This is a genomic window from Vulcanisaeta sp. JCM 16159, assembly GCF_001316265.1.
Classification (GTDB): domain Archaea; phylum Thermoproteota; class Thermoprotei; order Thermoproteales; family Thermocladiaceae; genus Vulcanisaeta.
Window position 1 is genome coordinate 47,558 of sequence record NZ_BBDN01000006.1, and the last position, 13,498, is coordinate 61,055.

Here is a 13,498-nt window from a genome sequence, read left to right on the forward strand (position 1 = left end):
TGGTAATTTAAACTATTTCTTTACCCTTATATTAACGAAATTAATTTAATCTATGGAACCTAAGGTCAATTACTTACTAAGTGCCTTGGTAAGCAAATCTACAGTCACCCTTTTCATGGTAACTACATTACCGTCAATTACGAAATCCCCATTAACAAACTCAACACCATTGCCCTTAAGGACGCTTATTAGGTCCGTAGTTGGGTAAACAGTTGCCCTTTTACCCTTCAATAGACCAAGTTTAGCCGCGTAAGCTGGCGTTGCCAGGGGTAATATCGTCTTCTTACCAGTGCTTATTGATTGAACAAGTAACTTCTCAAAGGCCTCTTTATTCACTATTGGCTTGGTCTTACCGGGCATTTCCTTACCAGTAACGGCGTAGTACGCCCAGTAACCACCTATGAAGCAGTAATGTCGTAGCCATCAAGGACACCCTCACCCAACCTATCTGTTAAGTCTACGTCAAAGTTAATACTTACAGCCTTACTTACCAGTCCCGTACTAACCTCCATACCCAACTGCCTAAGCGCCTGTACCGTCATTGAGTACTCTCCTTTGTATGATGCATCAGCAACAATAATTAACGCCTTCATACAACCCTTCGAAGAATTCCATATTATTTTAAGCATTTCGCGCCTTGATAATGAAACTACTTATTATTACCTGCACCCCTGCTTTTCATTATTAAATCAACGATAAATTTAGCAGCGATTTCAGCATGCTCAAAGGGCCTTGACTGAGGTTTCCTTCTGAAGTCTAGGATGTATACCGAGCACTCTCCGGCATTGGCAGCCGCGAATGCGTAATACCTATTGGCCAATTGATGCATTTCAATCTCCTCAGGAGAATCAGGCTCCCTATCCCTGAGCCCCACGTCCTTAGCCCTCCTCTCGAGTATATCCTTTGGGTCGAACTCCATGAGCACAATTGCATCTGGCCTAAGCTTTACCATTATCCTGTCAGGAAGGCCTGGATAAAACCCACCCTGAACCCTAATGCTGGCATGGGTATCTATAATAACGTCACCAGGCAATTTAGCAATCTCTTCAGCAGCAAGTTCCTGGACCTTCCTGTATTCCTCCACAGGCAACTTCCTTCTCATCTCATCCCTATTTGTAATCCCGTATTGTCTCTTGGCGATTTCGAGCATGTAATCGCCATAATTAACGACAGTTACGTCAGGGAGAAGCTCCTTAACGAATTTCAGCGTTGTTGACTTACCACTGCCCGGCACAGCGACAAGTACGATCTTCACGTGATAAAGCTAAATCTTCATTAATTTTAAATTTTATTACACGGCTACCTAAATCACCATTTGCCATAGAATCTTACTTTTAAATAAGTACATAGATGCGTTCCTGTGGTAATACGCGTACTAATGCTCAGCTGGGAGTACCCGCCTCATATGGTTGGTGGATTAGGAAGACATGTTTATCACATTACCAGGCATCTGGCCAGGGATGGCGTTGATACCACCGTAATGAGCATAGCACTACCTGGCTCACAGCCCTCTGAGGAGGTCGAGGGGGTTCACGTTAGGAGGGTTGACCCATTCAGGTTTAGGTCCACGGGCTTCATCACCTGGGTATTGAACTTCAATGAGGAAATGATCGAGGAAGCCCTCAGGCTTTATGATGAGTGGGAGTTTGATCTGATTCACGTCCATGATTGGTTAACGGGACCTGCGGGCATCGCACTTAAGCATCTGCTTCATAAGCCCTTGATTGCTACAATACACGCCACTGAGACCGGTAGGCGCGGTGGTATTCATAGTGAGGAACAATCCATAATTCACTCATGGGAGTGGAGGACAACATACGAGGCATGGAAGGTAATTGTCTGTAGTAATTATATGATGAGTGAGGTCTCGATGGTGCATGGGTTACCAATGGACAAACTGATAATGATACCCAACGGCATTGACGTGTCCTACATAGACTCTATTAAGGTAAGGCCCGGCTTCAGGGATCTATATGCAATGCCCAGTGAGAAGATAATAGTCTTCGTTGGTAGGCTAGTCCATGAGAAGGGACCAGACCTAGTATTGGCGGCATTTAAGGAATTGCTGAAGTGGGATTGGAACCTGAAGCTTCTGATCGTTGGTGATGGACCAATGAGGGAATACCTAATGGGTCTGGCCCATGACTGGGGCATTTGGAGCAAGGTATACTTCACGGGCAGGGTCGATGACGAAACGCTCTACTCAATACTAAAGGTCTCGGATTTGGCAATACTACCAAGTAGGTATGAGCCTTTGGAATAACAATACTCGAGGCAATGGCCGCGGGTCTAGCCGTGATCACAACCAGAGTTGGCGGACCCGATGAGATAGTGCGTGACTGGTACAATGGTGTTAAGGTAGCGCCTAATAACGTTGATGAGATAATAAACGTGGCCAAGATACTACTCAGCAATGATGAGTTGAGGAGAAACATAGCGAGGAATGCGAGGGACTCCGTGAATCGGTGGTATAGTTGGCAGTCTATTGCTCGTTGGACAAAGAAGGTTTATCAAGACGTACTTAGGGAAAGTGAAAGCACGAAGTGGGTATCACTATGGTGATTATCAGAAAGGGAGACCTATTAAGGGCTTGAGTTATCCCAAAGACCCTATTCCTCAGTATTGGTATGGCTTCTTTATACGTGGCTAGGTCGGGACCGTTGGGCCGCTGACCACGGTTCTCAAGACCTAGACCCTTAATAGGTACCTCAACGAGGGCGGAACCGACACTACTCTAATTCTGAAATTAATGAGAACTGTGAAACTTTAAACTTACATGGACTTAGCAATGTCACTAATTAAGGTAGGTATAATATCTTTATTAATGAGCTGGCTTAGGATCTTGAGCATAGGATCTTGCGTGGGTTTTGAGCTAGGTTTATTTTGTTAAGCCCGTGGGTCCTGGGCAGTTTAGTTCGCCATTTTTTTGCCTTTACTATTGCCTTTGCCCTCATTTATTTGTATCCTCAAGTATCCTCCTTAGCTTCTCACAGACCTTACCAGCAAGCTCGGGGTACCTCCTGATTGCATCCATGCACATGCATACTACGTAGTTCCCGCCCTACCCACTCAAGCCCAACCTCCCTGTAACCAGTCTTTTGAAGTTGCTCCAAAACCCTCACTGCATCCAATCATCATTAATCTTCACACATTAAACAAACACACCCTAGGAAATAAATGCAACACGACAAGAACCCTTAAGCCCACTAAACCAGGCGCTAAGAAATAAAGTAATAAGCATATGTAAAGATATGAATAAGCGCCCATGTTATTCAATAAGAAAACAACAACCCTTCACGTATCATAAAACGATTCTTACATCATCATTCAGCCTGGCCACATTAATCATCGCAAGCAGTAAATTAGTAAGTCCTTATAAGGGTTTATGGTTCATGACCATAAAGGAAAATCTTATAAGGGATGAATTAAGCCCATGCCTGAATGCCAAAGGAAGTAAAGGCCAGGGCGCACACATGGTATGAGGTTGATTATGAGAAGGGCACCATAAAGTTCCTTAGGAGAATTTGTCCGAGGTGCGGCTCAGTAATGGCTTATCACAAGGTCCCAGTGCCACGTTATTCATGTGGTAAGTGCGGTTATACAATATTTGAGCAGGTTAAGGCACGATAAACATGCCAATTAAATAATATTTCGTATTCATTAACGATGCAGTAAAATTATTTACCTAAAAAAATTAGTGCCGAACCAATGGACCTAAGAAAGTACTTGGTCGATCTAAGAGATTCAGATATGTTAAGGTTCGTCGATGAGGAGTTAAGCATTAATTACGAGATACCTTATGTAATCACACGATTCGATAAAGGACCAACTTTAGAGTTCACCAACGTACGTGAGTTTAGGCATGTTCACGTAATTGGCAATGTAGTTAATACCAGGGATAAGGTGTATAAGGCACTCAATGTAAAAAGCGATACTGAGTTTTACAGGAGACTTCTTTGGGCTGAGAATGCGCGCCATCCTACAAGCCAGTTGAGGTAAGCGATGCCGTTTATGAACCATTACCTAACACCGACTTAACTAAAATGCCCATACCAAGGTACTTCGAACTTGAACCGGGGCCCTGTCTAACGAGCGCGGTGGTGATAGGCATGGATGTAAGGGATGGCATACTGAATGCAAGTATCCATAGGTTAACCCCAATAGGCCCTGATAAGTTCGTTATTAGGCTTGTACCCAGGCACCTTTACAGGATTTACATGAGGAATAGGGAGATCGGTAAGGACACGCCAATATCGATTTCATGGGGCCTACATCCAGCCATTCTCGTGGCAGCGGCCTCATCACCACCCTTCGGCGTCTTTGAATTGAATATGGCAAATGCACTGCTTGATGGTTCACTTAAGGTTAAGGTCCTAGACAATGGAGTGCCTGCACCCGCTTATGCGGAGGTCGTGATGGAGGGTTATATATCGGCCAAGGAGACCGCCAGGGAGGGGCCATGCATGGACATACTGGTACGTATGACGAGGTTAGGGAACAGCCGGTTGTCCGGATCACGAGGATTTACGTTAGGAGGGACAGCCCATTAATTGCCCAAGCCCTCGTGGCTGGTTATTCCGAGCATAAGCTCCTAATGGGTATTGAAAAGGAGGCTAAGATCTGGCAGTTCGTTAGTAACGTAGTCCCTGAGGTTAGGGCTGTCAGGCTCACTGACGGCGGCTGTGGATGGCTGCATGCAGTTATCGCCATTAAGAAGCAGAGTGATGGCGATCCCAAGAACGCGATCATGGCAGCCTTCGCGGCCCACCCAAGCCTTAAGCACGTGGTGGTCGTCGACGATGACGTAAACATAGATGAACCAAGTGAGGTTGAATGGGCAATAGCGACTAGGTTCAGGGCTGATGAAGATCTAGTGATCATTAAGTATGCTAGGGGTTCCACGCTTGATCCTGTGGCTATTGATCCTGCGCAGGGCATAACCACAAAGGTTGGTATTGATGCTACAAGGCCGATTCACTCAAATGTAAGTAGATTCAGAAAGGGAATTATCCCTGCCTCTGTTGACTTAAGCAAGATTAAGCTTAAGTAGGTATACGTTTACTTTACGTATACTTAATTCTATAATTCCTTTGTAATTAATACCTGGGCTAAATTAATAAAAGGAGACTTTACTGTGTCGTACTTGTGGATATTGGAATTATCAGACCTTACGAGGTTGAGTATAATCCTGAGGACGTGGTTGACTTAGAGGACGCTATTAGGTCCTTGGGTCATAGGGTTAGGAGGATTTACATCGACATGATTGGTGTCAGGTTCAGTAAGGGCCGCATTAATTATTATCAATTAATTGGTAGGTCTAATTATGAAGAGTTGAGTGTATCAGGTGCGATACTTAGGCATATCGGTATAATTAGGGATTTTGAGCAGTTCGTGCATAGGTTATGGGTTGTTAGGGCCCTTGAGCTTAGTGGGGTTTATGTAATGAACCCTGTGATGAATTGGATGATGGCCAGTGATAAATTCATATCATTAATGCTATTGGCTAAGCACGGGTTGCCTGTCCCCGATACTGTGGTTAGTGAGAACATGTTTGTTGCCTACAATACGGTCAGGGAGTTTGGTAAGTCCGTTATTAAGCAGATTAGGGGTGCCATGGGATTCGGAGTTTTTCAGGTCGATGATGCCGATGTTGCCATGCACATATTCAGTTACCTAACGAACCTAAACAAGCCTATGTATGTGCAGAGGTTCCTTGATAAGGTTGGTAATGGTGATTACAGGGTTGTGGTTGTTGGTAATGAGGTGATAGGCGCCGAGTTTAGGAGGGGCATTACGTGGAAGAGCAATGTGGCTCAAGGTGCTAAGCCTGAGCCCGCTAAGGTCACGGATGAATTAAGTGAGTTAGCGTTGAAGACTATTGAGGTCCTCGGACTTGACTATGGCGGCGTTGATATTGCCGAGACTAAAGATGGCTACTTCATACTTGAGGTTAACCCAACAATGTCCTGGCAGGGGTTCAAGAGGGCCACCGGCATTAACCCCGCTAGGTACATAGTGAATTACCTGGTCAGTAAGGTAAAGGCTTAGGAAATCCTTGAGGCTATTTTTATTACCTTTAATACTACGTCTATCGAGTCAATACCAAACACGTAGGTGACGGGTTCCAGGGCATAACCTCCAAGGTCAATCACAGCCTCTATTGTCGGGTCTTTATTGAGTGAGTTTGCCACGGCATTTATGACATCATCCTCGCTACAACTCTCGTGAGGACCAGCCTTGGCGTAACGAATGCCCAACTCCCTTAGTGCATTCTCTATCTTATTATCATATTTAATACTAGCCACAGACCTGTATCTCGGGTTCACATTCATGCACTTAATGATTAATTTGCCTAGGTGCTTACTACCGCCATAAATAGGCCTTGAGCCTATGATTACTCTTCCATCATGAGCATTAATCCTGCCTGGCACACCAACTACGTCATTCTCATTGACCGCGCCCGGCCTCGCTTCAACAATATTCATCAACACCCTTGGTATTACAACCTGAATTTCAGGGTGCGTTTCAAGAATTGATAATGCCTTCTCCATATTTTTAATTACCGAATCAGAGACACCCGTAATGAATATCGAACATACATTGCAGGTTATTGGTAGTGATGGTACAAGTCTCCTATGAGCATCGCACAGTCTTAGGGAACCAAGTTCCATTAACACTGCATTGGTTAGGTATTCAAGGGCCTCGTATTCCCTATTACCTAGTATTAACTCAACGACGTTATCAACAACCCTGAGGATCCAATCCTTACTAATACCTAGGGACTCAGCCCTACTGAGCAGTTCACCATAGTCTTTACTTACGTACCTATTAACCGCTGGTTGCGTTACGCCCAGTATCCTAGCCACCCTAAGCTGGCTATAGCCACTCTCGAGTAATCTCTTGGCGACTAAACTCCTTATTATTGGCAGTACATTCTCGGCGACGAATTCAAGCCCTGTGTTTATACTCACAAATTAATACAAAGTATGGTCACTATTAATCCTTACTTTTACTTACCTAGATGCTCCTCATTTTATTAAGCATCTTAATGACGATGTCCACCGGGTCATTGTCTGTCGAGTACCTATTAATTACGTTACCTCCCTTGGTCAGTATGACCAGGTACTTATTACTTACCATTGACTGACCATCATTGAGGTAGGTCCTAACCAGTAGGTACTTATCACCGCTTATCAATGCCATTTCTAGGGGCATTGAGGGTATCCTGCACATGCATGATGCATTTACTCGACCTCTCTCTGCATAGTTACGTAGAATGCCAAGTATGGTTAATACAGCCCTAATACTTCCTGAATTGGTGTATCCCGCATTAATGAATAACGTATCGCCAACCCTATATGGACATATTAATGGGTAATAATCAGAGTAACCAGAATTCGGGTCTCCAATCAGTATAAAGGCGTTTCTTATGGTTATCCAATCATTGTACTTCCTAAGGTCAATACCACCCCTGCTAGGTATCCTGACCAGGGAGTCCTCGCTCAATGTGTATGAGCCATACCTACTACCCATGTCCATGGCCTTAATTACGTACTGCCCAAAGGACGTAATTGCTACGTGGCCTACTACCTGTCTCTCTATCTTGAGCTCGTCAACTAATTCAATACCATTAACACTGCCCAGCGGCGTGGTAGTACCATCTATACTCCACACAGTTAACTCTCTACCTATCCTGCCGATTACCAGTACCGTGGGTACTTTAAACGATGTAATCATTAATCGCTCTTTTTAAATTAATTATTTAAGATTTATATCAGTACGCAACATTTCCCGCGTGACATTGGCAATAAGTGATGATTTGATAAGGAGGTTGATGGGGGTTGTTGATGATAAGTGGGTTAGTATTGATGAGGTGGAGCATTTACTGGGCGTGAAGATAGGTATTGACTTAATTAACAGGTTAAGCAGATCAAGTCTCTTTGAGGTTATGTATAGTACGTTGGATGGTACATTTTATATAAAGAGAAGGGCTATTGAAAGTTTCACCGTGGGCAGTACTAAAAATAGCTCTAATGATGCTGGTAATGGCAGGAATAAACTAAACCTTCAGAGACTTGTGGATAAACTAAGGAGTGAGATTCAGGGAATGATGCCAAAGCCCCAATTTGAGGAGTGGCTTAGTAATAGTGTTTCTGATAATTGGCGATTGATATATAATCAGTTATTGAATGATGGAGTTATTGAGGAGGTTATTGTTTCAGGGATGGTATTCATCAGGGTTAATAAGTGACTTAGTTTCACGGTATTGCAATATACACATCACCCCTCTTCTTGAGCATGCCTGCGAATACACCCCACTCGGCTAGTAGTATCTCGAGCAAATGCCTAATTCCTGGTTCCCTGGCCTCCACGTAGCCTTTCTCATTCAATTTCTCAATAAGGTCATCGATTGTAAATGGTTTACGCAGACCCAGGTTGTAAGCTGTATGGAATGGCTCAAGATTAAGCAGCTTTTGCCGGAGTATTTTCTTCCTATCGCTAATTTTAGCGTTAAGAAACTCCTTACCCTCATTCGTGATCTTTATATCACCACCCTTAACCTCGACAAACCCAAGGTAAACAGCCGCGTTTAACGCCGGCATTAAATCATCGATGTCGGACTCCATCTCCTTGGCTATCATGAATATGTCAGCCTGCCCCTTAAACTCATTGACGAGTGTGTCTATTAATCCAAGCACATCTGCGAACCTTGCATCTAACGGCATAAATGGTAAATCAGGCATAAAACCTGCTTCCATGGGTTATCACTTTAGTGGTTAATAAGTATTATTTTAGGGTAAAAGTTCACTATTGTAAATATGAAATAGTTAATTTATGAGAAATAATCTTACACCTCTCGCAGACTTCAACGTATTCGTTGACCCACGTCTTCCACCTACGTGAGTAATACCTCGAGGAGTACATTAAGGTCATTGGCAGGCCACAGCTTGCAGGCACTCCCCCTTAGCATTACGTTGCTGACTTCCTCATAGAAGTTCGTTATTGCAAGGTTAATACCATCCTCTAAGTCTTCCTCCAGCCTATCGATGTTTATTGCGTATACTTTAATATTCAATTCCTTATTAAACCAATAACGAGCTTTCGACAAATTATTAACAATGTAATCACTAATCACGTACGGCCTTTCAGAAATAACGAATAACGCATTGACATCACTAAGCTCCAACTCCTCAATCATGTCAAGTGGGTTTGACCACCATGGAAAGTAACTCCCTGGAATAACCCAGCCTTAGCCCTTAATCTATTAAGGTCGGCCTTTATTGAGTCATCACGGACAATCCTAATTCTAAATCCTCTATTTCTAAACTCCTCAATAATCCTATCGATAATTCCCATGAGCAATTCCTTAAGTAATACTATGGCAAGTTAATAAATTATTTATTACCTTCCAGAGAGAAATTCATGCCAATGATGAGGACCGGAGAGATGAACCGTGAAGAAACCACGCAGGACTGATTATTTCCTACCTAATCGAAATATTGATAATGTATTCTCAGAAATAACACTGTCTAACTCCATTGGGTCAATACCAAGGATCCTTGACAATTCCATCAGCACAACCTTAATATGAACAGGCCTTGACTCCTCGCCAGGGCTAGGCCCAAGTTCAGGCGTATCGCTTTCGAGGAGTATTCGATTTAGAGGTAGCACCATGGCCAAGTCCCTCTTTTGCCGGGATCTGGTTATGGTCGGTGGTATTGAGAAGTAACAACCGAGCTCGAGCAATTTCATTACCTGTTCCCTACTACCACTGAATGCATGCATTACGCATTTGACAGGCCCATACTTGTTCAGTAACCTAATTATATCATCCTCGGCACCCCTCGAATGAATTATTAATGGCAGATCAAGGTCCTTAGCAAGTAGGATCCATTTAGTGAATATGTGCCGTGAGATCTCCCTAAGCATTCTATCCCTAACAACACTGTAGTCAAGCCCAACCTCACCAATCCCAACAATCAAGTCTCTCCTCTCATTAATCACCTTCATGATCTCCTGGACCTCCTTAATGTCGAAACCACCATAGTCATACCCTAATGCCGTATGTACAAACTCACCATACCTATTCACGAGACTTATCGCATTCATTACCTCACTTAATCTCATTGTTACATTGATTATACCAAGTAATCCCTCCCTACGAGCTTCACTTATCAATTCATCCGCACGATTATACACATCCCACCTGCTTAGATGTGCATGGGCATCGATCAAGCGCCTCAAAATGCCGTGATTAATAACCCCTATAAATTGATTTGCCGGTAGTCGTGATTAATCCAACATTTAGGTATAGATTTTTAAAGAGCCATTCTTATATAACTCGATGTCGGCGTCGGCACTTAACATAAATCCATTAATGTACAGGTTCGTTAGGTACTGCCTAAATAGGGCCTACTTGGGGCTCGATGATTCTAAATCATCAGCTGATGAGAGGTATAGCCTAGAAACAATACTATCAATTATTAGGCAGGCTGAGGATAACTGGAAAGATATTAGCAATATTGTTGACTTCATAAGCAACGAATTACTGAAGATATATGGAGAGGCCCTTGAGAGACTTCCGGATAAGATAGTTGATAAGTTATTTGAGAAAGTGTTAAATAATTGTAAGGAGCTTGATGAGGTTAAGACAGACCCAAGGGTGCTTAATGCCATTAATAATGCCCTTGAGAGTATGAAGGGAATTAAGAAGAAGTTTCTTGAGGGCTCTAAGACGCGGATTTACGAACCCTCTGCATAGTGCCTAATTAATTGATTTGGGTCATAACTATTGGAATGGATATTACCGATTACATATACTCAGTATTAAGGAAGAAGGATATTATCTTATTAAATGCTTATCCAGGCTTTGGTAAGTCCAGGATAGCGATAGCGGTGGCGATGAAGTGGGTTAATGATGGTGGGCAGGTATTAATAATAACTAAGTCCAGGGCCGAGGCACTGCAGCTTTGCGAATTTACTAGAAGGGCTGGTATCAGGGATAGAACCTCCCTATTCCTTGGCAGGGAGTCACTATGTCCATTTAATGCACATAATTCTAAGCAGTGCTTCCTATATAGGTTAAATGGTGTATGTAAAGTCAAGAGGACCGAAGTTACATTACCTATAATGACTTGCAACCCCCTTGACCTGTTTAGTGATGGCTTATGCCCATACGAGGTTAATGAAGCCCTAGCCTATCAATTACCCATAGTAATATCAACCCACGCGTACTTATCAAGCCCTGAACTCTATGGTAAGATAATGAGTATCATCAATACCTGGAACAAGCCCCTTGTGATCATCGATGAGTTCCATAATGTAGCGGTGGGTCTTGAGGAGTCTACGTTCATTAAGATTGATGAATTGAGGCGATGGGCATCAAGTGGCAATGACCTAGCCAGCAAATTACTCGATAGGATAAATGGTTATACACCAGAGAGGGAAGTCGTGATACTGAGGAGGTTTGATATTGATGATTTATTAAAGGGGTCAGAATCAATCGACGATAAAGTTATTGAAATACTTACTCACTTTGGGAATGACTTATGTGCATTTACATACGATGGTGACCTAGTTAAGCTAAGGTGTCTCTCATTAAGGCCTATCCGTGATTTAATAATGAAATCACAAAAGGTTCTTCTCCTAACGGCATCTATTAGCAAAAGATTTTCATACATAGTGAACATTTTCTCTAGGCCTTCGTATTACATAACTGTGGATTCCCTACCTAAGGAGTATCTGGAAAATCTTGTTGTTTTTTTCTGTAAGGGATGTTGAATTTACGCATAGAAACAGGTTATTGAAGGAGTACCTGGACATCGTCGATAGAAGCATTAAGGCTTTTATTGAAGCATCACCGCCAGTCGGTGGTTTAGCCGTATTCTTTCCAAGCATTGAGTATATGAATTCATACATTAATCAATACACCCCACCAGTTTGGGGGATTCCAACTTTCATACTCAGAGATGGTTCTGAGGCCGTAAATGCCATAGGGGTGTTTAAGGAGAATGCCAGGGTCACCAAGTCATTAATAATAACGTATGCCCAGAACCCAATTGGTGAAGGCATAAACTTTCTCGAGCAGGAGTTAATCGGCGTTATGATTATTGGATTTCCACTACCTCAATACAACCAATGGGGTTTCTTAAAGTCGCGTTATTACGGAAAACTAGGGATAAGTGGGTTTACAACCACGTTCTTATTCCCAGCCATATCAACCACAATACAAATAATTGGTAGGTTACTTAGGGATTTGGATAGGCACAAGAAGGTCGCTGTTTTACTTGATGGTAGATTTTATCGCTATAGAAAATACATGCCTAAATGGCTTATGTCTAGGATAAAACCAATAAGGCTCTTCCAATTACTAAATGAGTCGCTATGGCGATGAGTCATTGAGTGCCTTATAAGTCCTGTTGGGAGTTTCATAATGAGGTGTATGGACATACTGGGCATTAGTGCGATTGTAATACCCACTTCATTAATCATTGCATCATTAATGAAGGAATTCTCGGCGGACAATGTTACAGTGGGTACACGATTCATGATGCCCTATAAAGTATCACTTGATAGGCATTTATGTATTCTTGGCCCCACCAGGTGGTAAGTCATCACTTGTTAAGGCCATGATTAAGAAGCTTCGTAGAAAATACGTGGTTACAGTGCTTGACTGGCATGGCGAGTACACGGGGTTATTACCAACATTACCAACCTCGGCAATTAATATAGATCTTGAGAAGCTTCCACCTAAGTTATTGACTGAGATCCTGGGCTTTGGTCTGGGGCTTAATGAGCCGAGTATGTACATGCTGTATAGGATGATCCGTGATGGTAATTACACGAACTTTAATGATTTAATAAATAAGATAGATAATTACCTTGTTAGTACCAGGACAGAGGCTGAGATGAAGGCAGCTATACTGAGGAGACTTGAGTATTCAGCTATGAACATTGGTAAGGGTATTGTGGATATTAATTCGTTAGTAGAGGGTGACGCTGTTATAGATCTTAGTGACCTGACGATTATTGAGGAGAAGAGACTCGTCTCTTCATTAATACTGGCAGCACTGTACATGCATTACATGAGGAGGGGTTTAATCGAGAAGGGTGTTAGGCATGTATTGATTATTGAGGAGGCCCAGAACCTACTCGACATAGATAGCTCCAGTTACTCAATAATTGATCACATAATAATGGAATTGGCCAAGTACGGGTTGAGGGTTGTCCTAGTTAGTAATGCTGTGCCTAAATCATCGATATTAAAGCATTGTAATATAGTGCTGTTTAAGATAAATCCTGAATTATTGGATGGTGAGATAATGTTTTCCAGGAACCTAATTAATAAGTTGAATGAAATATCCACTGAGGAGGCAATAGTAATAAGTAGTAAGGGCATTACAAGGGTGAGGCCATTAAGGCAACAATTGAGCCAACCCATGTAGTTATTAGAAGACTTAGTGAGCTAGGAAATGGATCTTTTCAGGATATTAATACT

Annotated in this window: 20 protein-coding genes and 1 pseudogene; 12 read left to right on the forward strand and 9 right to left on the reverse strand. The window is 42.7% G+C overall.

What is annotated here, in order from left to right; all coding sequences use genetic code 11:
- Nucleotides 1-69 precede the first annotated feature (69 nt).
- Genes JCM16159_RS15705 through JCM16159_RS06825 form a run of 3 tightly spaced genes read right to left on the reverse strand, consistent with a single transcriptional unit; the run spans nt 70 to nt 1,255 of the window.
- Nucleotides 70-360, reverse strand: a complete 291-nt coding sequence (locus JCM16159_RS15705; RefSeq protein ID WP_243666211.1) for a hypothetical protein — start codon at nt 358-360, stop codon at nt 70-72.
- 38 nt (nt 361-398) lie between these two features.
- Nucleotides 399-593: a hypothetical protein gene (locus JCM16159_RS15710; RefSeq protein WP_243666212.1), complete on the reverse strand. Its 195-nt coding sequence runs from the start codon at nt 591-593 to the stop codon at nt 399-401.
- 56 nt (nt 594-649) lie between these two features.
- Entirely contained in the window at nt 650-1,255 is a 606-nt protein-coding gene (locus tag JCM16159_RS06825; protein WP_054857351.1) for an adenylate kinase, read from the reverse strand.
- A 150-nt stretch (nt 1,256-1,405) separates the two neighbouring features.
- Between JCM16159_RS06825 and JCM16159_RS06830 the strand changes: the two are divergent.
- The 6 genes and pseudogenes from JCM16159_RS06830 to JCM16159_RS06845 all read left to right on the forward strand — a co-directional run bounded on the left by JCM16159_RS06830 (nt 1,406) and on the right by JCM16159_RS06845 (nt 6,048).
- A pseudogene (locus JCM16159_RS06830) lies at nt 1,406-2,562 on the forward strand (glycosyltransferase family 4 protein).
- Nucleotides 2,563-3,441: 879 nt separating this feature from the next.
- Nucleotides 3,442-3,630, forward strand: a complete 189-nt coding sequence (locus tag JCM16159_RS06835) for a 30S ribosomal protein S27ae (RefSeq protein WP_054853353.1) — start codon at nt 3,442-3,444, stop codon at nt 3,628-3,630.
- 78 nt (nt 3,631-3,708) lie between these two features.
- Nucleotides 3,709-3,999, forward strand: a complete 291-nt coding sequence (locus JCM16159_RS18940) for a hypothetical protein (RefSeq protein ID WP_367834366.1) — start codon at nt 3,709-3,711, stop codon at nt 3,997-3,999.
- Nucleotides 4,000-4,043: 44 nt separating this feature from the next.
- On the forward strand, nt 4,044-4,550 hold the full coding sequence (locus JCM16159_RS18945) for a UbiD family decarboxylase domain-containing protein (protein WP_367834367.1): 507 nt from the start codon (nt 4,044-4,046) through the stop codon (nt 4,548-4,550).
- Nucleotides 4,460-5,050: a hypothetical protein gene (locus JCM16159_RS18950; RefSeq protein ID WP_367834368.1), complete on the forward strand. Its 591-nt coding sequence runs from the start codon at nt 4,460-4,462 to the stop codon at nt 5,048-5,050. Before JCM16159_RS18945 ends, JCM16159_RS18950 begins: the two co-directional genes overlap by 91 nt.
- Before the next feature lie 95 nt (nt 5,051-5,145).
- Nucleotides 5,146-6,048: a RimK family alpha-L-glutamate ligase gene (locus JCM16159_RS06845; RefSeq protein ID WP_054857352.1), complete on the forward strand. Its 903-nt coding sequence runs from the start codon at nt 5,146-5,148 to the stop codon at nt 6,046-6,048.
- On the opposite strand, the gene JCM16159_RS06850 is transcribed toward JCM16159_RS06845, so the two are convergent.
- Both JCM16159_RS06850 and JCM16159_RS06855 read right to left on the reverse strand, forming a co-directional pair.
- Complete coding sequence (locus JCM16159_RS06850; RefSeq protein ID WP_054857353.1) at nt 6,045-6,971, reverse strand: thiamine-phosphate synthase family protein; 927 nt, start codon at nt 6,969-6,971, stop codon at nt 6,045-6,047. The genes JCM16159_RS06845 and JCM16159_RS06850 overlap by 4 nt on opposite strands.
- Nucleotides 6,972-7,017: 46 nt before the next feature.
- Nucleotides 7,018-7,737 carry a hypothetical protein gene (locus JCM16159_RS06855; RefSeq protein WP_054857354.1) on the reverse strand — a complete coding sequence of 240 codons (720 nt, stop codon included), beginning with the start codon at nt 7,735-7,737 and terminating at the stop codon, nt 7,018-7,020.
- Between the two features lie 58 nt (nt 7,738-7,795).
- Here JCM16159_RS06855 and JCM16159_RS06860 point away from each other — a divergent pair, with 58 nt between their 5' ends.
- Complete coding sequence (locus JCM16159_RS06860) at nt 7,796-8,251, forward strand: hypothetical protein (protein ID WP_054857355.1); 456 nt, start codon at nt 7,796-7,798, stop codon at nt 8,249-8,251.
- Between the two features lie 7 nt (nt 8,252-8,258).
- Here the strand turns inward: JCM16159_RS06860 and JCM16159_RS06865 are convergent, their stop codons facing one another.
- The 4 genes from JCM16159_RS06865 to JCM16159_RS06875 form a co-directional block, all read right to left on the reverse strand.
- Complete coding sequence (locus JCM16159_RS06865; protein WP_243666213.1) at nt 8,259-8,726, reverse strand: AAA-associated domain-containing protein; 468 nt, start codon at nt 8,724-8,726, stop codon at nt 8,259-8,261.
- 170 nt (nt 8,727-8,896) lie between these two features.
- Nucleotides 8,897-9,199: a hypothetical protein gene (locus JCM16159_RS15715; RefSeq protein ID WP_243666214.1), complete on the reverse strand. Its 303-nt coding sequence runs from the start codon at nt 9,197-9,199 to the stop codon at nt 8,897-8,899.
- Nucleotides 9,196-9,363 carry a hypothetical protein gene (locus tag JCM16159_RS15720; RefSeq protein ID WP_243666215.1) on the reverse strand — a complete coding sequence of 56 codons (168 nt, stop codon included), beginning with the start codon at nt 9,361-9,363 and terminating at the stop codon, nt 9,196-9,198. Before JCM16159_RS15720 ends, JCM16159_RS15715 begins: the two co-directional genes overlap by 4 nt.
- Before the next feature lie 114 nt (nt 9,364-9,477).
- On the reverse strand, nt 9,478-10,245 hold the full coding sequence (locus JCM16159_RS06875) for a TatD family hydrolase (protein WP_367834369.1): 768 nt from the start codon (nt 10,243-10,245) through the stop codon (nt 9,478-9,480).
- Between the two features lie 100 nt (nt 10,246-10,345).
- Here JCM16159_RS06875 and JCM16159_RS06880 point away from each other — a divergent pair, with 100 nt between their 5' ends.
- From JCM16159_RS06880 to JCM16159_RS06890, 5 genes are read left to right on the forward strand one after another with little or no spacing between them, the layout of a single operon-like run.
- Nucleotides 10,346-10,762, forward strand: a complete 417-nt coding sequence (locus JCM16159_RS06880; protein ID WP_054857357.1) for a hypothetical protein — start codon at nt 10,346-10,348, stop codon at nt 10,760-10,762.
- A gap of 35 nt (nt 10,763-10,797) precedes the next feature.
- Nucleotides 10,798-11,781 (forward strand): hypothetical protein, encoded by a 984-nt coding sequence (locus tag JCM16159_RS15725; RefSeq protein WP_243666217.1) that lies wholly within the window; start codon nt 10,798-10,800, stop codon nt 11,779-11,781.
- Nucleotides 11,756-12,394 carry a helicase C-terminal domain-containing protein gene (locus tag JCM16159_RS15730; protein WP_243666218.1) on the forward strand — a complete coding sequence of 213 codons (639 nt, stop codon included), beginning with the start codon at nt 11,756-11,758 and terminating at the stop codon, nt 12,392-12,394. Before JCM16159_RS15725 ends, JCM16159_RS15730 begins: the two co-directional genes overlap by 26 nt.
- A gap of 48 nt (nt 12,395-12,442) precedes the next feature.
- On the forward strand, nt 12,443-12,610 hold the full coding sequence (locus JCM16159_RS15735) for a hypothetical protein (RefSeq protein WP_243666219.1): 168 nt from the start codon (nt 12,443-12,445) through the stop codon (nt 12,608-12,610).
- A complete protein-coding gene (locus JCM16159_RS06890) occupies nt 12,591-13,445 on the forward strand; it encodes an ATP-binding protein (protein ID WP_054857358.1) in 855 nt (284 codons plus the stop codon). Before JCM16159_RS15735 ends, JCM16159_RS06890 begins: the two co-directional genes overlap by 20 nt.
- The last annotated feature ends 53 nt before the right edge of the window (nt 13,446-13,498 follow it).